General features: G+C 64.4%; 21 protein-coding genes, 1 tRNA gene and 1 pseudogene. 15 read left to right on the top strand and 8 right to left on the bottom strand.

Features of this window, described 5'->3' with window-relative positions; translation table 11 throughout:
* Positions 1-4: 4 nt before the first annotated feature.
* Complete coding sequence (gene rnd, locus QQW98_RS13310; RefSeq protein WP_290135408.1) at positions 5-1195, bottom strand: ribonuclease D; 1191 nt, start codon at positions 1193-1195, stop codon at positions 5-7.
* 199 nt (positions 1196-1394) lie between these two features.
* Between rnd and aspS the strand changes: the two genes are divergently transcribed.
* The gene (gene aspS / locus QQW98_RS13305) at positions 1395-3212 is read left to right on the top strand and encodes an aspartate--tRNA ligase (RefSeq protein ID WP_290135407.1); all 1818 of its coding nucleotides are present in this window, start codon (positions 1395-1397) and stop codon (positions 3210-3212) included.
* A 15-nt stretch (positions 3213-3227) separates the two neighbouring features.
* On the opposite strand, the gene QQW98_RS13300 is transcribed toward aspS, so the two are convergent.
* Together QQW98_RS13300 and QQW98_RS13295 are read right to left on the bottom strand one after the other, a co-directional pair.
* A complete protein-coding gene (locus QQW98_RS13300) occupies positions 3228-3539 on the bottom strand; it encodes a hypothetical protein (protein WP_290135406.1) in 312 nt (103 codons plus the stop codon).
* Between the two features lie 156 nt (positions 3540-3695).
* Positions 3696-3890: a hypothetical protein gene (locus QQW98_RS13295; protein WP_290135405.1), complete on the bottom strand. Its 195-nt coding sequence runs from the start codon at positions 3888-3890 to the stop codon at positions 3696-3698.
* A 174-nt stretch (positions 3891-4064) separates the two neighbouring features.
* Here QQW98_RS13295 and QQW98_RS13290 point away from each other — a divergent pair, with 174 nt between their 5' ends.
* The 9 genes from QQW98_RS13290 to QQW98_RS13250 all read left to right on the top strand — a co-directional run bounded on the left by QQW98_RS13290 (position 4065) and on the right by QQW98_RS13250 (position 11969).
* A complete protein-coding gene (locus tag QQW98_RS13290) occupies positions 4065-4301 on the top strand; it encodes an acyl carrier protein (RefSeq protein WP_067680685.1) in 237 nt (78 codons plus the stop codon).
* 148 nt (positions 4302-4449) lie between these two features.
* Positions 4450-5712: a beta-ketoacyl-ACP synthase II gene (gene fabF, locus QQW98_RS13285; RefSeq protein WP_290135404.1), complete on the top strand. Its 1263-nt coding sequence runs from the start codon at positions 4450-4452 to the stop codon at positions 5710-5712.
* 6 nt (positions 5713-5718) lie between these two features.
* On the top strand, positions 5719-6690 hold the full coding sequence (gene mltG, locus QQW98_RS13280; RefSeq protein WP_290135403.1) for an endolytic transglycosylase MltG: 972 nt from the start codon (positions 5719-5721) through the stop codon (positions 6688-6690).
* The gene (locus QQW98_RS13275; protein ID WP_290135402.1) at positions 6687-7220 is read left to right on the top strand and encodes a 2'-5' RNA ligase family protein; all 534 of its coding nucleotides are present in this window, start codon (positions 6687-6689) and stop codon (positions 7218-7220) included. The genes mltG and QQW98_RS13275 overlap by 4 nt, the downstream gene beginning before the upstream one ends.
* Before the next feature lie 87 nt (positions 7221-7307).
* Positions 7308-7384, top strand: a tRNA-Met gene (locus QQW98_RS13270).
* A 127-nt stretch (positions 7385-7511) separates the two neighbouring features.
* Complete coding sequence (locus QQW98_RS13265) at positions 7512-7997, top strand: DUF421 domain-containing protein (protein WP_290135401.1); 486 nt, start codon at positions 7512-7514, stop codon at positions 7995-7997.
* A gap of 42 nt (positions 7998-8039) precedes the next feature.
* Positions 8040-8780 (top strand): trehalose-phosphatase, encoded by a 741-nt coding sequence (gene otsB, locus QQW98_RS13260; RefSeq protein ID WP_290135400.1) that lies wholly within the window; start codon positions 8040-8042, stop codon positions 8778-8780.
* Positions 8777-10582, top strand: coding sequence for a glycoside hydrolase family 15 protein (locus QQW98_RS13255; protein WP_290135399.1), 1806 nt, complete (start codon positions 8777-8779; stop codon positions 10580-10582). Before otsB ends, QQW98_RS13255 begins: the two co-directional genes overlap by 4 nt.
* A 7-nt stretch (positions 10583-10589) precedes the next feature.
* Entirely contained in the window at positions 10590-11969 is a 1380-nt protein-coding gene (locus QQW98_RS13250; protein WP_290135398.1) for an alpha,alpha-trehalose-phosphate synthase (UDP-forming), read from the top strand.
* Positions 11970-11975: 6 nt separating this feature from the next.
* On the opposite strand, the gene QQW98_RS13245 is transcribed toward QQW98_RS13250, so the two are convergent.
* Positions 11976-12443: a response regulator gene (locus QQW98_RS13245; RefSeq protein ID WP_290135397.1), complete on the bottom strand. Its 468-nt coding sequence runs from the start codon at positions 12441-12443 to the stop codon at positions 11976-11978.
* Between the two features lie 124 nt (positions 12444-12567).
* On the opposite strand from QQW98_RS13245, the gene QQW98_RS13240 reads away from it, so the two are divergent.
* A complete protein-coding gene (locus tag QQW98_RS13240; protein WP_290135396.1) occupies positions 12568-13344 on the top strand; it encodes a tyrosine-protein phosphatase in 777 nt (258 codons plus the stop codon).
* A gap of 78 nt (positions 13345-13422) precedes the next feature.
* The gene (trxB, locus tag QQW98_RS13235; protein WP_290135395.1) at positions 13423-14391 is read left to right on the top strand and encodes a thioredoxin-disulfide reductase; all 969 of its coding nucleotides are present in this window, start codon (positions 13423-13425) and stop codon (positions 14389-14391) included.
* A 2-nt stretch (positions 14392-14393) separates the two neighbouring features.
* Here the strand turns inward: trxB and QQW98_RS13230 are convergent.
* The 3 genes and pseudogenes from QQW98_RS13230 to QQW98_RS13220 form a co-directional block, all read right to left on the bottom strand.
* Positions 14394-14819: pseudogene (locus QQW98_RS13230) on the bottom strand (MAPEG family protein).
* 14 nt (positions 14820-14833) lie between these two features.
* On the bottom strand, positions 14834-15286 hold the full coding sequence (locus QQW98_RS13225; protein ID WP_290135394.1) for an MAPEG family protein: 453 nt from the start codon (positions 15284-15286) through the stop codon (positions 14834-14836).
* A gap of 58 nt (positions 15287-15344) precedes the next feature.
* Positions 15345-16292: a threonine ammonia-lyase gene (locus QQW98_RS13220; protein ID WP_290135393.1), complete on the bottom strand. Its 948-nt coding sequence runs from the start codon at positions 16290-16292 to the stop codon at positions 15345-15347.
* 67 nt (positions 16293-16359) lie between these two features.
* Here QQW98_RS13220 and QQW98_RS13215 point away from each other — a divergent pair, with 67 nt between their 5' ends.
* The gene (locus QQW98_RS13215; protein ID WP_290135392.1) at positions 16360-17589 is read left to right on the top strand and encodes a saccharopine dehydrogenase family protein; all 1230 of its coding nucleotides are present in this window, start codon (positions 16360-16362) and stop codon (positions 17587-17589) included.
* The gene (locus tag QQW98_RS13210; protein ID WP_290135391.1) at positions 17589-18761 is read left to right on the top strand and encodes a carboxynorspermidine decarboxylase; all 1173 of its coding nucleotides are present in this window, start codon (positions 17589-17591) and stop codon (positions 18759-18761) included. Before QQW98_RS13215 ends, QQW98_RS13210 begins: the two co-directional genes overlap by 1 nt.
* A gap of 3 nt (positions 18762-18764) precedes the next feature.
* Here QQW98_RS13210 and QQW98_RS13205 read toward each other — a convergent pair whose 3' ends face one another.
* Positions 18765-20009: a DUF3137 domain-containing protein gene (locus tag QQW98_RS13205; protein ID WP_290135390.1), complete on the bottom strand. Its 1245-nt coding sequence runs from the start codon at positions 20007-20009 to the stop codon at positions 18765-18767.
* A 99-nt stretch (positions 20010-20108) separates the two neighbouring features.
* Between QQW98_RS13205 and QQW98_RS13200 the strand changes: the two genes are divergently transcribed.
* Positions 20109-20678: a LemA family protein gene (locus tag QQW98_RS13200; protein ID WP_290135389.1), complete on the top strand. Its 570-nt coding sequence runs from the start codon at positions 20109-20111 to the stop codon at positions 20676-20678.
* Positions 20679-20856: the final 178 nt, after the last annotated feature.

The following is a 20856-nucleotide window of genomic DNA, read 5'->3' as shown; positions in this document are numbered from 1 at the left end:
CGGATCAGGCGGTCGCGGCCTCTTCCGCTTGGCCGTTGATGCGGGTCATCTTGAGGCGACCCTTTTCCACCGCGAAGGCCATGCGTCCTTCGACCAGTTCCAGCGCATCCTTGCCGAACACTTCATAGCGCCAGCCTTCAAGGATCGGCAGGTCCCGTTCGCCGGAAGCCAGCGCCTCCATCTCGTCGGAACGGGTGAGGAGGCGGCTGGCGACGTCGATTTCCCGGCTGCGGATCTTCAGCAGCAGCTTGAGCAGGTCGCCGACCAGCTTGCCTTCCTTGCCCAGCGGGCGGCCCGAGGAGCGCTTCTCCGGCATTTCGTCGTCCGGCAGCGGCTCGGCATTCGACAGGACCTTCATCATCCGCCGGCCGATGTCGTTCTCGCGCCAGGCGTTGGAAAGGCCGCGAACCTTCGCAAGGTCGGCCTGCTTCTTGGGCGGATGGCTGGCTATATCGGCCAGCGTCTCGTCGCGCATGATCCGGCCGCGGGGGATGTCCTTGGCCTGCGCCTCCCGCTCCCGCCAGGCGGCGAGCGCCTTCAGCCGCCCGAGGACGGTCGCGTTGCGGCTGGGCGCGCGAATGCGGCGCCAGACCTCGCCGGGATCGTTCCGGTAGTTTTCCGCATCGGCCAGCTTGTCCATTTCCGCATTCAGCCAGCGGCCGCGATCGGTCTTGATCAGCTTTTTCAGCATCTTCGGGAAAATTTTCGCGAGGTGCGTCACGTCGCCGATGGCATATTCGATCTGCCGGTCGGTCAGTGGGCGGCGGCTCCAGTCGGTGAAGCGGGCGCCCTTGTCGATAATGAGGCCGAGCCAGCTTTCGACCAGGTTGGCATAGCCGATCTGCTCGTTCTGGCTGATGGCCATCATCGCGATCTGCGTGTCGAAGATGGGATGGGGCGTCCGCTGAGTGAAATTATAGACGATCTCCACGTCCTGCCCGCCGGCATGGAAGACCTTCAGCACATCCTCGTTATCGGTGAGCAAGTCCCACAGGGGTTTGAGGTCGATGCCGTCTGCAAGCGGGTCGATAGCGGCAGCCTCTTCCCCGTTGCCGATCTGGACCAGGCAGAGGAGGGGGTAATAGGTATTCTCGCGCATGAATTCCGTGTCGACGGCGACGAAGTCGGACTTGGCTAGGCGCTGGCAAAGATCGGCGAGGGTTTCGGTATCGGTAATCAGGTCGTGGATTTTCATCGGTCTTTTCTCTGGTCGGGCGGTATGCCGCCCATCGGCCCTTGCTCCCCGTGTCGGGGGGATCGCAAGCCAGTCTGGCGCGCCCGAGCTTGACAAAAGCCGGGGCTTGCCCTGTTAGCGCGCGCGTTCCGCTGGTAGGGAGCGCCCATCACGCGGCCGCGCCCTTAGCGCCTTAATCCCCGAATTGGAAAGTTCACAGATGCACGCCTATCGTACCCACAACTGCGCACAGCTTACCAAGAGCGATGTCGGCGAAACCGTCCGCCTGTCGGGCTGGGTACACAACAAGCGCGACCATGGCGGCGTGTTGTTCGTCGACTTGCGCGACCATTACGGCATCACCCAGATCGTGGCGGACAGCGATAGCGAGGCGCTGCCCGTTCTGGAACGGCTCAAGCTGGAATCGGTCGTCACGATCGACGGCGAGGTAAAGGCGCGCGATGCCGCGGCGGTGAACGCCAACCTGCCGACGGGCGAGATCGAAGTCTTCGCCCGCAGCATCGAAGTGCAGAGCCGGGCGGAGGAACTGCCGTTGATCGTGAACCAGGCGGAAGATTATCCCGAAGAGACGCGCCTCAAGTACCGCTTCGTCGACCTGCGGCGCGAGCGTGTCCACAACAACATCATGCTGCGCAACCGGGTCATCACCAGCCTGCGCCAGCGGATGATCGCGCAAGGCTTCAGCGAATTCCAGACGCCGATCCTGGGCGCGTCCAGCCCCGAAGGCGCGCGCGATTACCTCGTGCCCAGCCGTTTGCATCCCGGCACTTTCTATGCGCTGCCGCAGGCCCCGCAGATATTCAAGCAGCTGCTGATGGTCGCCGGTTTCGACCGCTATTTCCAGATCGCGCCGTGTTTCCGCGACGAGGACCTGCGCGCCGACCGTTCGCCTGAATTCTACCAGCTCGACTTCGAAATGAGCTTCGTGACGCAGGAAGACGTCTTCCAGGCGATCGAACCGGTGCTTGCCGGCGTGTTCGAGGAATTCGCGGGCGGCAAGAGCGTGACCCCGGCGGGCGAATTCCCGCGTATTCCCTATGCGGAAGCGATGCTGAAATACGGCACCGACAAGCCCGACCTGCGCAACCCGCTGATCATCAGCGACGTCACCGACCACTTCACCACGTCAGGCTTCGGCCTGTTCGAAAAGATCGTCGGCAGCGGTGGCCGCGTTCGCGTCATCCCCGCGCCGGCCACGCATGAAAAGAGCCGCAAGTTCTTCGACGACATGAACGATTGGGCGCGCAAGGAAGGCTTTGCCGGCCTCGGCTACGTCACCCGCAAGGGCGGCGAATTCGGCGGGCCTATCGCCAAGAACCACGGCACCGAAGGCATGGAAAAGCTCTACGCAGAGCTCGGCCTTGGCGAGAACGACGGCCTGTTCTTTGCCGCAGGCAAGGAAGAGGATGCCGCCAAGCTTGCCGGTGCCGCGCGCACCCGTGTGGGCGAGGAGTTGGGCCTGATCGAGGAAGGCTGCTTCAAGTTCTGCTGGATCGTCGATTTCCCGATGTTCGAATACGACGAGGACCTGAAGCGCGTGGATTTCAGCCACAACCCGTTCTCCATGCCCCAGGGCGAGATGGAAGCGCTGGAGAACAAGGACCCGCTCGACATCCTCGCCTGGCAGTACGACATCGTCTGCAACGGCTACGAACTGTCGAGCGGCGCGATCCGGAACCACAAGCCGGAAATCATGTACAAGGCCTTCGAAATCGCCGGCTACGACAAGGCAACCGTGGATGCCGAGTTTTCCGGCATGATCGAGGCGTTCAAGCTGGGCGCCCCGCCGCACGGCGGCTCCGCCCCCGGCATCGACCGCATCGTCATGCTCCTGGCCGACGAGCCCAATATCCGCGAGGTCATTGCCTTCCCGCTCAACCAGCGGGCGCAGGACCTGATGATGGGCGCGCCGAGCCCGGTCAGCGCCGGCCAGCTGCGCGACGTCCACATCCGCACGATGGACGTGCCGAAGGGCGATGCAGGGCAAGGCCAGCGCGTGGACCGCGCGGGCGACTGATCCCGGCTTCCAGGCTTATCCGCCGCTGACGGCCAGCCCGTCGTTCGCCGCGTCGTAGCGGATGGCGATGCCGAGCGCGCGCAAGCTGTCCAACGGCACGAAATCGGGTCCTTCCGCGACCAGCCGCGACGTGGTTTCGCTGCCTTCTGGAAACAGCGCGCCCAATTCGGTCGGGCGGGCCATCAGCGTGCCGTCGGGCTGGACCAGCAAGGCGATCGAGCCCGCGCTGCGGCCGCCGATCGAAACGGGCCGGTTGATGCGGACGGGGTCGGTATTCGACTGGTCGTTCGACATGCGGCCCGGAGCGAGGCGGAAGCGCACGTCCATCACCCCGTCGAGTTTCGGCGCGGTTCGCGTCGGTGCCGCGCCGTCGGGCCTTTCGGCAGTCGCCAGTTCATCGACCGGTTCGAGGACGAATTCGCCCTCCGAATCAAGCGCTTGGTCCGCTTCCGGCGTGGCGAGGCGCGGTGCGATTGCGGCAGTCTATTCCGGCAGGTCGACGCGTACCGGGTAGTCGCTGCGCCAGACTCCGTCGGTGAAACCGAGGATCTGGCCGCGCACCGATCCATCGGGCCCGAGCACGGCGATCAGCGGCATGGCGACGAGGACGACGCCGAGGATGGCGGCCATCCACGCCACCTCCCATCCGCCGATCCTGTCCTTCAATTTCTGCAGCACCGATGCCTCCCCCCGAAAGCGGTGCCGAGTATGCCTTTTTTCGCGTTCGCTGGCAAAACCGTAATATCCTCCCCACATAACGCTCCGTCCGTGCTGCGGCAGCACTTGCGCTTGCCCGCGCCGTTCATTAGGGCGAAAGCCAATTCGAAAACCCAGGTTCAAGAGGGATATTACATGAGCGATACCGCAGACCGCGTGCAGAAGATTGTCGTCGAGCATCTCGGCGTTGAAGCCGACAAGGTGACGCAGGACGCCAGCTTCATCGACGATCTGGGTGCCGACAGCCTCGACATCGTCGAACTGGTCATGGCGTTCGAAGAAGAATTCGGCGTCGAAATCCCCGACGATGCGGCGGAAAAGATCGCCACCGTCGGCGATGCCACGAAGTACATCGAAGAACACAAGGGCTGAGCAGGGCCGAGCGCTCGCTAGCCGAGGATACGCCTGCCGGATGCCGGCATGGCGGCTGTGACAGGCCCGACCCGACCCACGGGCCGGGCCTGTTGTCGTTTCGGGGCCGCCCACACGCGCCGTGCGGGCCGCCCAAGCGGAGAATAGAATGCGTCGTGTAGTCGTAACCGGTCTCGGCCTCGTCACCCCGCTGGGTGGCGACGTGGAAACCAGCTGGTCCAACCTGATCGCGGGCGAAAGCGGCGCCGGGCCGATCACCCGCTTCGATGCTTCCAACCAGAAGGCGACGATCGCCTGCGAGGTTAAGCCGAAGGATCATGCCTGGGGCTTCGATCCCGACAAGCGCGTGGACCCGAAGATCCAGCGCCAGATCGATCCCTTCATCGTCTACGGCCTCGACGCTGCCGGCCAGGCGCTGGAAGATGCCGGCCTGACCGAGATGGACCAGGCCACGCGGGAGCGGGCCGGCGTGTCCATCGGCGCAGGCATCGGCGGCTTGCCGGGGATCGAAAAGGAATCGGTCAACCTGCACGAACGCGGCCCGGGCCGGGTCAGCCCGCACTTCGTCCACGGGCGGATCATCAACCTCGTCAGCGGACAGGTGTCGATCCGCTACGGCCTGATGGGCCCGAACCACGCCGTGGTGACCGCCTGTTCGACCGGCGCGCATTCGATCGGCGACGCCGCGCGCATGATCAAGGACGACGATGCCGACATCATGCTGGCAGGCGGCGCCGAATCGACCGTCAACCCGCTCGGCATTGCGGGCTTCGCGCAGGCGCGCGCGCTCAACACCAGCATGAACGACCGCCCGACCGAGGCGAGCCGCCCCTACGACAAGGACCGCGACGGTTTCGTCATGGGCGAGGGCGCCGGTGTCGTGGTGCTGGAGGAATACGAGCACGCCAAGGCGCGCGGCGCGAAAATCTACGCCGAAGTGGTCGGCTATGGCCTGTCGGGCGACGCCTACCACGTCACCGCCCCGCATCCTGAAGGTCGCGGCGCGGAACTGGCCATGCGCATGGCGCTGAAGAAGGCCGGGCTGGAGCCGTGCGATATCGACTACGTCAACGCCCACGGCACCTCGACCATGGCGGACACGATCGAACTCGCCGCGGTAAAGCGCGTGCTGGGCGACGATCTGTGCGGCGCATCAATGAGCAGCACGAAATCCGCCATCGGCCACCTGCTCGGCGGCGCCGGCGCGGTGGAGGCGATCTTCTGCATCCTCGCCATGCGCGACCAGGTGGTCCCGCCGACCCTCAACCTGCACAACCCGGACGAAGGCACCGAAGGCGTGGACCTCGTCCCGTTGAAGGCGCGGGAGCGGGAGGTCAACGCCGTGCTCAACAACAGCTTCGGTTTCGGCGGGACCAACGCCTCGCTGATCATGAAGCGCCTCGAGGACTAGGGATAGATGCTGCGTCGTCTCAAGCCGCTGCTGCTGGCAGCAGCGCTGGTCGCCGTGCTGGCCGTGGGCTGGCTCGCCATGGGCTGGTGGGGCGGCACCGACCTGGACGAGGAGACGTCCTTCATCGTCAAGTCGGGCAGTTCGCTGACCTCGGTCGCGCAGGAACTGGAGGACGACCAATTCATTTCCTCCGCCGATGCCTTCCTGCTGCGGGCGAAAATCTTCGGCGGCGGGGATTCAATCCAGGCGGGCGAATTCGCCTTCCCGGCCGGGGTCAGTCCGTCGGGCATCCTCGACATCCTGCAGCACGCTCAGCCCATCCAGCGCTTCGTCACCATTCCCGAAGGCATGCCGTCGATCATGGTGCAGGAACGGTTGATGGCGACGCCGCTTTTGACCGGTAGCGTCGATGTGCCGGCGGAAGGCAGTGTCCTGCCCGGCACTTATGCGTTCGAGCGCGGACAACCGCGGGCGGAGGTCCTCCAGCGCATGCAGGCCGAAATGGCGCGCACGCTGGACGAATTGTGGGCGAAGCGCAGCGGCGACATCGCCGTGTCGAACCCGCGCGAGGCGGTCATCCTCGCCTCCATCGTGGAAAAGGAAACCGGCGTTCCGGAAGAACGGCGGATGGTGGCCGGACTGTATTCCAATCGTGTCAGGACCGGCATGATGCTGCAGGCGGATCCCACGATCATCTATCCGATCACCAAGGGCAAACCGCTGGGCCGCCGGATCCGCCAGTCGGAAATCAGCGCGATCAACGATTACAACACCTATTCGATGGTCGGGCTGCCCAAGGGGCCGATCACCAATCCGGGGCGGGAGAGCATCGCCGCGGTGCTGAATCCGGCCGAGACCGAGGCGATCTACATGGTCGCCGACGGTAGCGGCGGGCACGCCTTCGCCACAACGCTGGCGGAGCATAACGCCAATGTCGAAAAGTGGTTCGCCTTGCGCCGCGCGCGCGGGGAAATGTGATCGCCAATCGCGACGCAGGCGAGCGCAACGCTCCGCTCATCCTGACGGCATTGCTGCCTAAAGACATGGCGGCCTGGGCCACTGCCTTGCGGACCGAGCATTTCCCGCCGGAGCGCAACTATCTCGATGCGCATGTCACGCTCTTCCACGCCATCCCGCCCCAATGCGAGGAAGAGCTGGGCGACGTGCTGAAGCGTATCGTGGCCGAAAACCCGCCGCCGCCTGCGCGGCTGGAGGGGCTCATGTCGCTCGGCGGCGGGACAGCGCTGAAACTGGCGAGCGAGGACATGCTCGGCCACCGCACGAGGATTGCCGAGCATTTCACCGGCATGCTGACGGCGCAGGACCAGCACAAGCCGCGCCTGCACGTTACGATACAGAACAAGGTATCGAGCGCCAAGGCGAAGGAATTGCAGGCGCAACTGGTGGTCGAACCGCGCGATTTCGCCTTTCGCGGTTTCGGCCTTTACCGCTATCTCGGCGGCCCGTGGGGGCATGTCCGCGACTGGTCTTTCCGCAGGTCTTCCTGAGCCCGCACACGGCGCTTGACCCCGCGCCGCCGCCGCCCTAAACGCGCCGCCTGTTCCCGCCCCAGCGGCGCCGGAACGGCCTTTCGGGGCGGAGTAGCTCAGGTGGTTAGAGCAGCGGAATCATAATCCGCGTGTCGGGGGTTCGAGTCCCTCCTCCGCTACCAATTTCCTCATATAGCGCAGTTTCGAAACTTTCGCCGTGCTGGGGCGTCTTCCGGGTAGTTAACCACGGGGGAACTGCTTATCTTTTTCGAGAACGACCTTATCGACCACCTTGCACGCGGCATCATATTGGGCGGCGCAGCGCTGGTGTGGGTGGTCACCCTCGTGCGGCTGGTCGGGCTGCGCTCGTTCTCCAAGATGACCAGTTTCGACTTCGTCATGACGGTGGCGATGGGCTCTCTGGTTGCAGGGGCTGCGCAGGACACGAAGGCGCTCGAATTTTTGCAAACGATGGCGGCGATGGCGGGTCTGTTCATGGTGCAACTGATCATCGCGGTCGTTCGGAAGAAGAGCGACTGGTTCGAAGATGCCATTTCGAACGACCCATGCATTCTGATGCGCGATGGAAAGATCAACGAGGAAGCCCTGAGCACAACTCGTGTATCCCGATCCGACTTGCTGGCGAAGCTGCGCGAAGCCAATGTGCTAAGCTTCGAAGAAGTGCGCGCCGTGGTGCTCGAAACCACTGGCGATATCTCGGTCCTCCACGGCGAGAAGCTCGACGATGCGCTGATCGAGAACATGCATACGTTTTCGGATGGCAAAGACGGCTAAGCAACGTTGCAGGGCCGTGCGCCCGCTGTAGGGTCGCCCGCGATGACCGTGATGCTCCCCGATCCTCCCGCCCTATCGGACCTGCGCGCACGGGGGCCCGTTGCGCTGTTCCTCGATTTCGACGGAACGCTGGTGGAAATCGCCCCGACGCCCGATTCCATCGAAGTGCCCGGCGGCCTTGCTGCCGCGCTGGAGGATCTTGCCGCGCGGCAGGGCGGGGCGCTCGCCGTGGTGAGCGGCCGGGCGATCGACAATTTGCGCGAACACCTGGGCCCGTTCCGCTTCGCCGTGGCCGGCAGCCATGGCGCCGAGGTCCGCGGTGCTTCGGGTGAGCGGATCGGCGGGCAGCCGCAAGCGCTTTCGGCCGATGTGCGGGAGGCGATAGAGGAGTTCGCGGCCGGTCACGATGGCGTCGAGGTCGAATACAAGTCTTTCGGACTCGCCCTGCATTACCGTGCCGCACCGGATGCGGGCGAGGGGGTTCTCGCCTTCGCAAAGGACCTCGCCGCCACGAAGCACTTGCAGCTCAAGACCGGGAAGTCCGTTTGCGAGCTCATGCGCCCTGGCGGCGGCAAGGACCGCGCGGTGTCCGTCCTCATGGACAGCGCGCCCTTCGCCGGCGCCCACCCCGTTTTCATCGGCGACGACGTGACGGACGAAGACGGGTTTGCCGAGGTGCTTCGCCGCGGCGGTACGGCCATACGCGTGGGCGAGCCCAAGCCGACCGAGGCCGAATTCGGCCTTGCAGGGCCGGACGCCGTGCGCGATTGGCTGGGGCTATGAACGCTCTTTCCAGCCAATCCACCCTCGACCTCTGGCCTGTCGGCAATTGCCAGGTTTCCGGCCTGATCGACCGGCAGGGCGCACTCGTCTGGGGCTGTGTCCCCCGCGTAGATGGCGACCCGGTCTTCTGCTCGCTGATGGACGACGGCGATCCCGACGAGGGGTTGTGGCAGTTCGAGCTGGCCGGCCAGGTTTCGAGCAGGCAGGAATACATCCGCAACACGCCCAACCTCGTCACGCGGCTGGAAGCGAAAGACGGCAGCGCGGTCGAAATCCTCGATTTCTGCCCGCGGTTCGAAAGCTCAGGCCGGATGTACCGCCCGGTCGCTTTCGTGCGCATCGTGCGGCCGGTGGCGGGCAATCCGCGTATCCGCGTGAAGCTGGCGCCGATGCGCGGTTATGGCGCAGAGCTGGCGAAGACGACCAACGGCACCAACCACATCCGCTACCTCGTAGGCGACCAGGCGATGCGCCTCTCGACCGATGCGGCGGTCGGATACGTGCTCGAAAAGCGCTTCTTCCGGATCGAGGAGGATACGCATTTCTTCCTCGGCCCCGACGAGCCCTTCGTCGGCAATTTGCGCGAACAGGTTCGCGGCATGGAACAGAAGACGCGCAGTTACTGGCAGAACTGGTCGCGCGGGCTAGCAACGCCGTTCGAATGGCAGGACGAGGTGATCCGCTGCGCGATCACGCTGAAACTGTGCCAGCACGAGGAGACGGGCGCGATCGTCGCGGCGCTGACGACCTCGATCCCCGAGGCGCCCAATTCGGAGCGGAACTGGGATTACCGCTTCTGCTGGATCCGCGATTCTTATTACACCGTGCAGGCGCTCAACCGCCTCGGCGCGCTCGATGTGCTGGAAAAATATCTCGCCTATCTGCGCAACATCGTGGACCAGGCGGCGGGCGGGCAGATCCAGCCGCTCTATTCCGTGATGGGTGTCGCCGAGCTTGAGGAAGGCTTCGCGGAAAACCTTTCCGGGTATCGCGGCATGGGCCCGGTGCGCGTGGGCAATGCCGCCTACACGCAGATCCAGCACGATTGCTATGGCCAGATCGTGATGCCGACCGTGCAAGCGTTCTTCGACAAGCGGCTGCTGCGCATGGCGGACGAAGCCGATTTCGAAAGCCTGGAGCAGGTCGGCGAGATGGCGTGGAAGATGCACGACCAGCCCGACGCCGGCCTGTGGGAATTCCGCACCCGGCAGGAAGTCCACACCTACAGCGCGGTGATGAGCTGGGCGGCCTGCGACAGACTGGCCAACGTCGCCGAATATCTCGGGAAGGCGGACCGGCACGAACATTGGGCCGGGCGTGCCGACGCGATCCGCAACACGATCGAGGAAAAGGCGTGGCAGGATGACGGGGAGGGCGGCCACTACCGCGCCAGCTTCGAAAGCGATTACCTGGATGCCAGCCTGCTTCAGATGGTGGAATTGCGCTTCCTTTCGCCCGACAATCCGCGGTTCCAGTCCACCTTCGCCGCGATCGAGAAGGCCTTGCGCCGGGGCGAACACATGCTGCGTTACGCGGCGGAAGACGATTTCGGGGCGCCGGAAACGGCGTTCAATGTCTGCACCTTCTGGCTGATCGAGGCGCTGCACCTGGCGGGCCGCGACGAAGAGGCGCGGCAGCTTTTCGGTACCATGCTCGCCCACCGCGCGCCATCGGGCCTGTTGTCCGAGGACATGGATTTCGAGACCGGGGAGCTGTGGGGGAACTTCCCCCAGACCTACTCGCTGGTAGGGGTAATCAACTGCGCCGCATTGCTTTCAAGGAGCTGGAACGAAGTCCGATGACCAAGACATGAGCCGCCTCGTCGTTATCTCCAACCGCGTCGCGGTGCCCAAGGCACGCGGTGCATCGGGTGCGCAAGGCGGGCTTGCCGGGGCTTTGAACGCCGCGTTGAAGACCAATGACGGTATCTGGTTCGGCTGGTCGGGAGAGGAAGCGGAAGATCCTTCTGCAGAGCCGGACGTGCAGACCCATGACGGCGTGACTACCGCCACGATCGACCTCGCCCCCCAGGATATCGAGGAATATTATAACGGCTACGCCAATTCGACGCTGTGGCCGCTTTTCCATTACCGCATCGACCTTGCCGAATATTCCCGCGAGACGGGCAAGGGCTACGAACGGGTCAACGAGCTGTTCGCCGAGCGCGCGGCAGGCCTGATCGAGCCGGACGATACGGTCTGGGTGCACGATTACCATTTCATACCGCTGGGCGAGAGGTTGCGCGCCCGCGGGTTCGAGAACCGGATCGGGTTCTTCCTCCATATCCCCTGGCCGCCGACGCGCCTTTTCACGAGCCTGCCGTATCACGAGCGGCTGGTGCGCACGGTGCTGCATTACGACCTTATCGGCTTCCAGTGTAACGAGTGGCTGGAAAGCTTCCTGCATTACTGCCGCAAGGAACTGGGCGCAGAAGTCGACGACACGATCGGCAAGGTCACGTTCGAAGGGCGGACCACCTACGCACGCTCGTACCCCATCGGGATCGACTACGATCATTTCCAGTCGGTTGGCGACAGCGGGGAAGCGCGGCAGGCGCAGCAGCGCATGATGTCGAGCACGAGGCACAGGACCGCGATCATCGGGGTCGACCGGCTCGACTATTCCAAGGGCTTGCCGGAGCGGATCGACGGGCTGGCCCGGTTCTTCGAACGCTTTCCGGAAGGAAACCGGGAAGTCATCTACGTCCAGATCGCGCCGCCCAGCCGGGAGGACGTGGAAAGCTACCAGCAGATTCGCGAAACGCTGGAAGCCAAGACGGGGCGCATCAACGGCGAGTATTCGGAGATCGACGTCGTTCCCATCCGCTACGTCAACAAGGGCCATTCGATGGCGGAGCTCTACGGCTGCTACCGCGCATCGAAGATCGGCCTCGTCACCCCGCTGCGGGACGGGATGAACCTGGTGGCAAAGGAATATGTCGCGGCGCAGGACCCGGACGATCCGGGCGTGCTGATCCTGTCACGGTTTGCCGGCGCGGCGCAGCAATTATCCGACGCGCTGCTGATCAATCCCTACAGCAACGACGAGATCGCTCACGCCATCCGCCAAGCGCTCGACATGCCGCTGGAAGAGCGCAAGGCGCGCTGGGAGAAGCTCAACGCCTGCGTGCGCGACGAGAACATCGGCGCGTGGACCGACAATTTCGTCAGGGACCTCGGCGCGGTCTGACCCGCTTTAAAGAAAGCTGCGGCGCATTTCCGACTGGCGCCGCCGCTTGAGCTCCTCTTGCTCGGCCTCCACCACCTCTTCCAGCGAGCGATGTCGCGGCCGGTCCGCGCGCGCCTCCAGCAATCGCTCGACCCGCCACTTCAGGTAGCTCGGGTCGAAGGGCTTGCGAATGAAATCCTGTGCGCCGTTGAGCCGTGCATAGGCCTCATCCGTTTCGCCGGACAGCTTGGTGAACATGATCACCGGCAGGTCGTAGAATTCGGTGGAATTACGCAGCTCGCGCAGCAACTGGGCCCCGGTCAGGCCGGGCATATCGTGGTCCAGCAGCAGGACATCCGGCCGTCGCCAGGCGAGCAGTTCCTTGGTCTTTTCCGCATCGGTGACCCAGCCGCACGCGTGGCCCGCGTTGATCAGCACGTCGCTCGCCATCTCGGCGACCAGTTCGTCGTCGTCGGCGATCACGATGTAGGCCATGGCATCCTCGTATCCCGTTGCGGTCAGGGTGCCCGATCTAGCCGGCCGCTGTCGCCAAGGCATCAAGGACCGCCTAGGTGATAACCGCATTGCCACCTGCGAGGCGCCATGGCACCGCTTCAGGATGACCGACCCGCGTTTCCTGCCGCTTCCCTCCATCCACAACCTGCGCGATTACGGAGGCTATGCGGCTGCCGGGGGCACGGTGCGCCGTGGTACGTTGTGGCGCTCCGGCCATCATGCTGACGCGTCGGACGGGGATCTGGAGGTGGTGGCCGAACTTCACCTCGCCACTGTAATCGACCTGCGCGGCAAGGGGGAGCGGGATCGCCATAGCTGCCGCCGCGATCCGGCTTTCGATGGCGAAGTGCTGGCCTTCGATGGCGAGACCGCCGGCCTCGCGCCGCATCTGGAGGCAGCCGAGGGCGATATCGACGCGCAAGGCGCCCGCGCTGCAATGATCACGCTCTATGGTGCCTTGCCCGACCGGGAAGGGCTCAACACGATGCTGCGCCGCTATTTCGCAGCGTTGGCGGAAGGGAAGGGCGCCAGCCTTGTCCACTGCGCCGCGGGCAAGGACCGCACCGGCATCGCGGTGGACCTGCTGCACCACGCGCTGGGCGTCCACCCGGACGACGCAATGGCCGATTACCTGCTTACCAACGAGGCGCCGCGAGGCGAGCAGCGCATTGCCGACGGCATGGCGTTGCTCGGAAAGAAATACGGCGCGAAGGACGAAGAGACGGCCCGCGTGCTGATGGGCGTGGAGCCTGCCTTCCTGCAAGCCGCCCGCGATGCCGTTAGCCAGCGCTTCGGTTCGGCAGACGCTTATCTGGAGCGCCAGCTCGGCGTGGATGCGGCCATGCGCGAAGCCTTGCGGTTGCACCTTGTGGAAGGGTGACCACATGGGTTTGCGCGCACGCGCGTTCGGCGCGATAGTGCGCGGCTGAATTTCTCGAGAGAATCCGAAAGCACATCCATGGCGACGACCCACAAGACCCGCATGCTCATCATCGGCTCCGGCCCCGCCGGCCTCTCGGCCGCGATTTACGGCGCGCGCGCCGGGATGGAGCCGATCGTGGTCCAGGGCCTGCAACCGGGCGGCCAGCTCACGATCACCACCGACGTCGAGAACTACCCCGGTTTCGCCGACGTGATCCAGGGCCCGTGGCTGATGGAACAGATGCAGAAGCAGGCCGAACACGTCGGCACGCGGATGATGTGGGACACGATCACCGAAGTCGATCTGGAAAACGGCTCCCCCTTCGGCGCGAAGGGCGACGGCGGCGATACCTATGTTGGTGACGTTCTGGTGATCTCGACCGGTGCGCAGGCGAAATGGCTCAACGTGCCGGGCGAGGCGGAACTGGGCGGCAAGGGCGTGTCGGCCTGCGCCACGTGCGACGGGTTCTTCTATCGCGGCAAGAAAGTCGCGGTGATCGGCGGCGGCAACACCGCTGTGGAAGAGGCGCTCTACCTGACCAACCATTCCGACGACGTCACCCTGATCCACCGCCGCGACGAATTGCGCAGCGAAAAGATCCTGCAGGACCGCCTGTTCGCCTCCGACAAGATTTCGACGATGTGGAACAAGGTGGTCGAGCGGTTCGAAGGCGAGGGCAAGCTGGAACGGCTGGTCCTGCGCGACACCGAAACGGGCGCGATCTCGGAGCTGGAAGTCGACGGGGCCTTCGTCGCGATAGGCCATGCGCCCGCGACCGAGCTGTTCAAGGGCAAGCTGCCGATGGATGAGAGCGGTTACCTGCTGGTCGAGCCCGGCACGCCGAAGACGGCCATTCCCGGCGTCTTCGCTTGCGGCGACGTGATGGACCACACCTACCGGCAGGCGGTCACGGCTGCAGGCACGGGCTGCATGGCCGCGCTCGATGCGGAACGCTTCCTCGCCACGCTGGAATTCGCGCAGAAGGAAGCCGTCGCGGCGGAGTAAGCCTAATGGAAGACCGCTATCCCTGCATGCAGGATGAGCGCCATCAGCGCGACGGTCGACAGCAGAAACAGCCCGAAGCGCACCGGAACGTTGTTCGCCGTCGCCTGCACGATGCTGTGCGCCACGCGTAGCGCGACATAGGCCCACGCCAGCCACAGGTTGAAACCATCGCCCTGGCCGATGATCGCGATCACGATTGCGACGGCGTAGAAGAGCGTCGGTGCCTCGTGCAGGTGGTTGTAATTGTGCGCCTTCCACTACACCTGCGGCGGCAACACCTTGTCCAGCGTAGTGCCTGTGTCGCCGCCGGCCAAGTCCTTGGGATCGACCTTGGCCTTTCTCATGGCCGGGAAGCGGGTGGCGTACATCCACACCCACATCACCATCGTCCACGCCATCAGGCCGACGACCGGCTGCAGGATCGCCATGCCGACGGTTTTTATCAAGCGAAGCTCGTCGGGTCGGCGAACAGGGTCAGCATCAGCGCGCGGATCGCCAGCGCGACCATCACGATGGTGCTCGCAAGGAAAATCAGGAAGCGCACGCTGACCTTGTTGACGGTCGCCTGCCAGATCGAATGGACGATGCGCAGCGCGACGTAGATCCACGCGAGCGCCACATCCATTGCGTCTGCGCCCATCAGCGCGATGATGAGGACGGCCGCGTAGAAGATCGTCGGCTGTTCGTGCAAGTGCGTGTGGTTGTGCGCCTTCCAGTTGACCCTGTCCGGCACCACGCCCTCCAGGTCCTGCCCGCGTCCGCCCGGCTTGGCCTGGCCAAGCCCGCCCCCGCTCGCCTTCTTGATGGCCGGCAGGCGCGTGCCCGCCATCCAGAACAGCATGACCAGCGTCCACGCCACGAGCACCGCTGCCGGCGCCAGGATCTGAGCTTGCATCGCGAATTTCCCCCAAATTACGTTTCGAAGCGAAACCTGCGCGTCCCGTGTGGCGGTGTCAATCGCCGGCCAGCATTGCGGCAAAGCTCGCCGCATCCGTATTGCCGCCGGTGAGCATGACGACCGTATCTTCGTCAACGGGAACCTTGCCTGCCAAGGTTGCCGCAAGGGCCGCCGCGCCGCCCGGTTCGAGAACGAGATTGAGGTTGGAAAACGCGAACCGCTGGGCGGTGCGGACCTCTACATCGCTGACGGCGACCCCGGGCTCGATCCGCCCTTGCAACATCTGCAGGTTCAGCGGCAGCGTCCGGTCCGGTCGCAAGGCATCGCAGATCGTGGCGGGCGGATTGGGGCCGACGGACACGATCTCGCCAGCAGCGACCGACTGGCCGACCACGTCCCATCCTTCGGGCTCGACGATGTGGATCGCGCTGTCGGGGCAGGCGAGGGCGAGGCCGGCCGACAGTCCGCCGCCGCCGCAACACGCGACAATGCGCGAAGGGGCACGGCCGAGCTGGCCGGCGATTTCGATGCCCGCGCTGCCTTGACCCTCCATTACCCACGGATCGGCGAAAGCGTGGACCAGCACTGCGCCGCGGCGTTCGACCTCGCACGCGGCGACTTCTTCCCGGTCTTCCCGGTCGCGGTCGTACAGCACGATTTCCGCGCCCAGCGCGCGCGTGGCGTCGAACTTCACCCGGGGCGCGTCGCGCGGCATGACGATGGCGGCATCGATGCCCAGCCGCCGCGCCGCCCACGCCACGCCCTGCGCATGGTTGCCGCTCGACAGGGCGACGACGCCGCGGGCGCGTTCTTCCGGTGTCAGGCTGGAAAGACGCCACCACGCGCCGCGTATCTTGAACGCGCCGATGGGCTGTAGCGATTCCGCCTTCGCGTGGCATCGCACTCCGCCGACCTCGACCGGCAGGAGCGGGGTCGGGGGGAGGATTTCTGCAATGCTGGCTGCGGCGGCGCGGACGCCCTCTGCGGTAGGGATGCGGATCATTTGGACAGCTTAACGCATTCGTTTATGCGCGGCGCAAGAATCGATTTCGCCCCCTGAAGGAGCACACATGTCCAAAGTCCTCGTCATCGGCGCCGGCGGCGTCAGCTCGGTCGCCGTCCACAAGATGGCCATGAACAACGGTATCTTCACCGATATCCACCTGGCCAGCCGCACCCGCTCGAAATGCGACGCCATCGCCAGCAGCGTGAAGGAGCGCACCGGCGTCGACATCTCGACCTACGAGATCGACGCCGAGGAAGTGCCCGCGATGGTCAATCTGATCCGCAAGATCGAACCCTCGCTGGTCGTCAACCTTGCGCTGCCTTACCAGGACCTGCCGATCATGGATGCATGCCTGGAAACCGGCACGCATTACCTCGACACTGCGAATTACGAGCCGAAGGACGAGGCGAAATTCGAATATCACTGGCAGTGGGCCTATCACGACCGGTTCAAGGAAGCGGGCATCATGGCGCTGCTGGGATCGGGCTTCGACCCCGGCGTGACCAGCGTCTTCACCATGTGGCTGAAGAAGCACAAGCTGAAGACGATCCGCCAGCTCGACATCCTGGACTGCAACGGCGGCGATCATGGCCAGGCCTTTGCCACCAATTTCAACCCGGAAATCAACATCCGCGAAGTGACCGCGCCTGCGCGCCACTGGGAAGGCGGCGAGTTCATCGAAACGCCCGCCATGGCGAAGAAAGTGGAATTCGACTTCGAGGCGGTCGGCCCGAAGAACATGTACATGATGTATCACGAGGAGCTGGAAAGCCTCGCCAAATTCGTGCCCGAGCTGGAGCGTGCGCGGTTCTGGATGACCTTCGGCGACGAGTACATCAAGCACCTCACCGTGCTGCAGAATGTCGGCATGACCGGGATCGAGCCGATCCGCTACCAGGGCAAGGACATCATCCCGCTGCAATTCCTCGCCGCCGTGCTGCCCAAGCCGGAAACGCTGGGCGAGACGACCACCGGCAACACGAACATCGGCGTCATCGCGACGGGCGAAGCGCTGGATCCCGGCTCGGGGGCCGGGACAGGCGTCGAGAAGACGTTCTACATCAACAACATCTGCAGCCACGAGGCGGCGTACGAGGAAACCGGCAACCAGGGCGTCAGCTATACCACCGGTGTGCCCGCCATGATCGGCAGCGCGCTGATGCTACAAGGCAAGTGGGCAGGGGAAGGCGTGTTCAACATGGAGCAGTTCGATCCCGACCCCTTCATGGAAATGCTGAACGAGCACGGCCTGCCGTGGAACGTGAAGGAAATGGACAGCCCGGTCGATTTCTGATGGAAACGAAAGCCGGAGATCCGGGCGCTTTCGCGCATTTCGACCTCGGGCGGGTGGATAGCCCGGCCTTCGTCGTCGATGCGGCGAAATTGCGGGCCAACTGCCAGGTCCTGGCACAAATTCGCGACGAGGCGGACATTAAGATGCTCGCCGCGCTCAAGGCGTTCTCCATGTTCGCTGCCGCGCCGATCATCGGCGAATATCTCGACGGCGTATGCACCAGCGGTCTGTGGGAGGCGCTGCTGGCGTCGGAGTATTACGACGGCGAGATCAGCACCTATTGCGCGGCCTACAAGCCGGAGGATTTGCCCGAGGTCTGCCGACTGTCGGACCATGTGATCTTCAATTCGCCGCAGCAGATCGCCCGGGCGAGCCTGATCCTGGAGCAGGCGCGATCCCAAGGCGGATCGTTCGACGTGGGCCTGCGCCTCAACCCCATGGTGCCGACCGGCGAAGTGCCGCGCTACGACCCCTCCAGCCCCGGCAGCCGCCTGGGTTTCCCGATCGACCAGCTGACGTCGGAGATGATGGAAGGCGTGGACGGCATCCATTTCCACAATTTGTGCGAGCAGGACCTCGAACCGCTGATCAAGACGTGGGACCGCGTGTTCGACGCGATCGAACCGTGGTTCGGCCAGCTCAAGTGGATCAACATGGGCGGCGGCCACCACATCACCCGCGCCGATTACCAGCGGAAGGAACTGGTGGAGTTTCTGAAGGACGCGAAGGAAGACAGCGGGGCGGAAATTTACCTCGAACCGGGCGAGGCGGTGGCGCTCGATGCGGGCATTCTGGTCGGAACGGTGCTGGATACCGGCGTGAACGAGGTGCCCTTCGCGATTACCGACGTTTCTGCGACTTGCCACATGCCCGACGTGATCGAGGCGCCCTATCGCCCGGCCATGCTGCACGAGGGTGACGGCGATGCGCCCGTGCGCCTGGGTGGCCCGTCATGCCTCGCGGGTGATGTGATCGGCGATTATACCCTCCCGGTCGAGGCGCAGCCGGGCGCGCGCTTCGCGTTCCTGGACCAGGCGCATTATTCGATGGTCAAGACCACCACGTTCAACGGGGTGCCGCTGCCGAGTATCTGGCTGTGGGACAGCGAGACCGACGCGCTCGAGCAAGTCCGCAAGTTCGGTTACGAGGATTTTCGGGGCCGCCTGAGCTAGGCGTTACATTCCCTTTCGCCCGAACCCACCAGGCCGGCGGAACTGCGCGGCGGGCGGGAGCGGCGGCTGGCCGCCCGCTTGCGGGGAGAGCGATACGGGAGCCGACGATGCGGGAGCGGGTGAGGCCGGGGTCGGAGTGGTCGTAGGCGGGGTGCCGCCCATCACGTTTCCGGCCAGGGCGCCCATCGCGCCCATGGTTGCGACCGCCGCCACCGTTTGCGTCGGATCGGAGAATGCGGTTTTCTTCGGCTCTGCGGTCTTGTTGCCGAAGCTGGGCATCATCGCTGCCATGACGTGCGCCTCGCCCGTGCGATAATCCTCGTTCAGCGTGTTCGCGAGGTCGGTCAGCGTGCCGAACTGTTTGATCGTGCGCTCGATCCGGCTGCGGTCTTCGCCAGCCTCGATGGAGCCGCTTTCGAAAAGGTTCGGCGCCTTCAGCACGATGATCAGCTCCCCGCCCTGGAACAGGGTGCGGATGTCCTGCCCGCCAAAGGAGCTTTCGACCGCGATCAGCCGTTCGACATATTCCGGGTGGACGAGATAGCGCGCCTCGGTCGGATCGTTGGAATAGATGTCGAACGCGTCCTCGAAGCGCGGGTCGACCATCGCGCAATATTGCAGGTGTTCGCCGGCAATCTTGATCTTGTCCTTGGCGCCGCCGAACAGGCGCTTGTGTGTCCCGTCGCGGACCAGCATCGTCGTGCCCTGGAACCGGCGGCGGAAAGTGATCGACATGATCACGCCCTGGAACGTCGTCACCCAGTGCTGGTGCTTGCCCGATCCGCGCCGCTCTTCCAGTTTCGCTTCATGCAGGCAGAAGTCGATCCCGCCGACATTGCCCCACCACTTGTCCTCGAAGCTGCTGCGGTCGAATTTCGGCAGCATCTTGTAGTGCTTGGCCATGGTGAAGGCAGACCCCGGCGCGCAATCGGGATCGTAATGCAGCCCGACCGCTTCGGCGATGGCGGAATTGATGCCGTGCTTGACCTGCTTCTTCGCCTTGCTTTTCGGCGCCTGCGACCAGCCATAGCCTGCCGCCGCGCCGAAAAAGCCGATCATGACCATGAAATCGAACGGCAGGGGCGAGAGGATCCACAGGAATGCGAAGGTCGGAATGCCGAACAGGCAGACCGTGAACAGCCGGTTGTCCGACAGTTCCTTGGCATCCTCGCGCACATGCGCCTGGTCCTTCAGCCAGTCGCCGAGCGGACCGGCCATCAGCGCGTTGGGGCAGGGTTTCTCGATCATCGTCCCACTCTCGTCATGGAGAGGTTCGTTAACCCTTATCCCCTATGATTTTCCTAACAACGAACCGAACGTAATCCGCAAATTTAGGGGGTATTACTCGTGGAACCGATTCTTTCGACGCTGTGGTGGTCGGCGCTGACCGTATTTCTCGTGTCGCTCTTCATCACCGTCATCGTCGTTTACAACCGGCTGGTTTCGCTGCGCCAGGCAGCCAACCAGGGCACGGCCGACATCGATGCACAGCTGCGCCAGCGGCACGACCTGATCCCTAATCTGGTGGAATCGGTGAAAGGCTATGCCGGCCACGAGAAAGAGACGCTGGAACGCGTCATCATGGCCCGCAACACGGCCGCGGCCAACACCAACAGCCGCAACGAGCAGGAGCTGAAGATCGCGCTCGACCGGCTGCTTGCGCTGGGCGAGGCCTATCCGGAGCTGAAAGCCAACACCAACTTCCTTCAGCTGCAGAACGAATTGTCGATGGTGGAAGACAAGCTGGCCGCCGCGCGCCGTGCGCTGAACGCCGCCGTCGCCCGCTACAACGCCTCGATCGAGGCGTTCCCGGCGGTGCTGTTCGCCAGCCTGCTCGGCTTCAAGCATTACGACTTCAACCGTCTCGACGACAGCGAACGGGGCATCGTGGACCAGCGTCCGCAGGTCCAGTTCTAACCGGACGACGCCACTTTCGGGCGCCTTCGCGGCGGGGCAGGGGTGCGAACCATCGCACGCCAGCCCCGCCGCAACCGTTTCCGCCCTTGTCCGGCGACATCAAGAATCCACTTGCGGTTCATGTCGCCCCGCTTATATGCGCCCTCCGTTGCCCCATGGGACCATGCTCACCGCAAGG

The sequence above is a fragment of the Alteriqipengyuania flavescens genome, from assembly GCF_030406725.1.
In the GTDB taxonomy this organism is placed as follows: domain Bacteria; phylum Pseudomonadota; class Alphaproteobacteria; order Sphingomonadales; family Sphingomonadaceae; genus Alteriqipengyuania_B; species Alteriqipengyuania_B flavescens.
Note: the sequence above shows the minus strand (reverse complement) of the source record. Positions and strands in the feature narration are given on the sequence as shown.

Coding starts and splice junctions, on each gene's coding strand:
- QQW98_RS13290 (WP_067680685.1), top strand. CDS start 4,065: ATGAGCGATACCGCAGACCGCGTGCAGAAGATTGTCGTCGAGCATCTC.
- QQW98_RS13255 (WP_290135399.1), top strand. CDS start 8,777: ATGAACGCTCTTTCCAGCCAATCCACCCTCGACCTCTGGCCTGTCGGC.
- QQW98_RS13210 (WP_290135391.1), top strand. CDS start 17,589: ATGGAAACGAAAGCCGGAGATCCGGGCGCTTTCGCGCATTTCGACCTC.
- trxB (WP_290135395.1), top strand. CDS start 13,423: ATGGCGACGACCCACAAGACCCGCATGCTCATCATCGGCTCCGGCCCC.
- mltG (WP_290135403.1), top strand. CDS start 5,719: ATGCTGCGTCGTCTCAAGCCGCTGCTGCTGGCAGCAGCGCTGGTCGCC.
- QQW98_RS13215 (WP_290135392.1), top strand. CDS start 16,360: ATGTCCAAAGTCCTCGTCATCGGCGCCGGCGGCGTCAGCTCGGTCGCC.
- aspS (WP_290135407.1), top strand. CDS start 1,395: ATGCACGCCTATCGTACCCACAACTGCGCACAGCTTACCAAGAGCGAT.
- fabF (WP_290135404.1), top strand. CDS start 4,450: ATGCGTCGTGTAGTCGTAACCGGTCTCGGCCTCGTCACCCCGCTGGGT.
- QQW98_RS13205 (WP_290135390.1), bottom strand. CDS start 20,009: ATGATCGAGAAACCCTGCCCCAACGCGCTGATGGCCGGTCCGCTCGGC.
- otsB (WP_290135400.1), top strand. CDS start 8,040: ATGACCGTGATGCTCCCCGATCCTCCCGCCCTATCGGACCTGCGCGCA.
- QQW98_RS13220 (WP_290135393.1), bottom strand. CDS start 16,292: ATGATCCGCATCCCTACCGCAGAGGGCGTCCGCGCCGCCGCAGCCAGC.
- QQW98_RS13250 (WP_290135398.1), top strand. CDS start 10,590: ATGAGCCGCCTCGTCGTTATCTCCAACCGCGTCGCGGTGCCCAAGGCA.
- rnd (WP_290135408.1), bottom strand. CDS start 1,195: ATGAAAATCCACGACCTGATTACCGATACCGAAACCCTCGCCGATCTT.
- QQW98_RS13225 (WP_290135394.1), bottom strand. CDS start 15,286: ATGCAAGCTCAGATCCTGGCGCCGGCAGCGGTGCTCGTGGCGTGGACG.
- QQW98_RS13300 (WP_290135406.1), bottom strand. CDS start 3,539: ATGGACGTGCGCTTCCGCCTCGCTCCGGGCCGCATGTCGAACGACCAG.
- QQW98_RS13240 (WP_290135396.1), top strand. CDS start 12,568: ATGACCGACCCGCGTTTCCTGCCGCTTCCCTCCATCCACAACCTGCGC.
- QQW98_RS13245 (WP_290135397.1), bottom strand. CDS start 12,443: ATGGCCTACATCGTGATCGCCGACGACGACGAACTGGTCGCCGAGATG.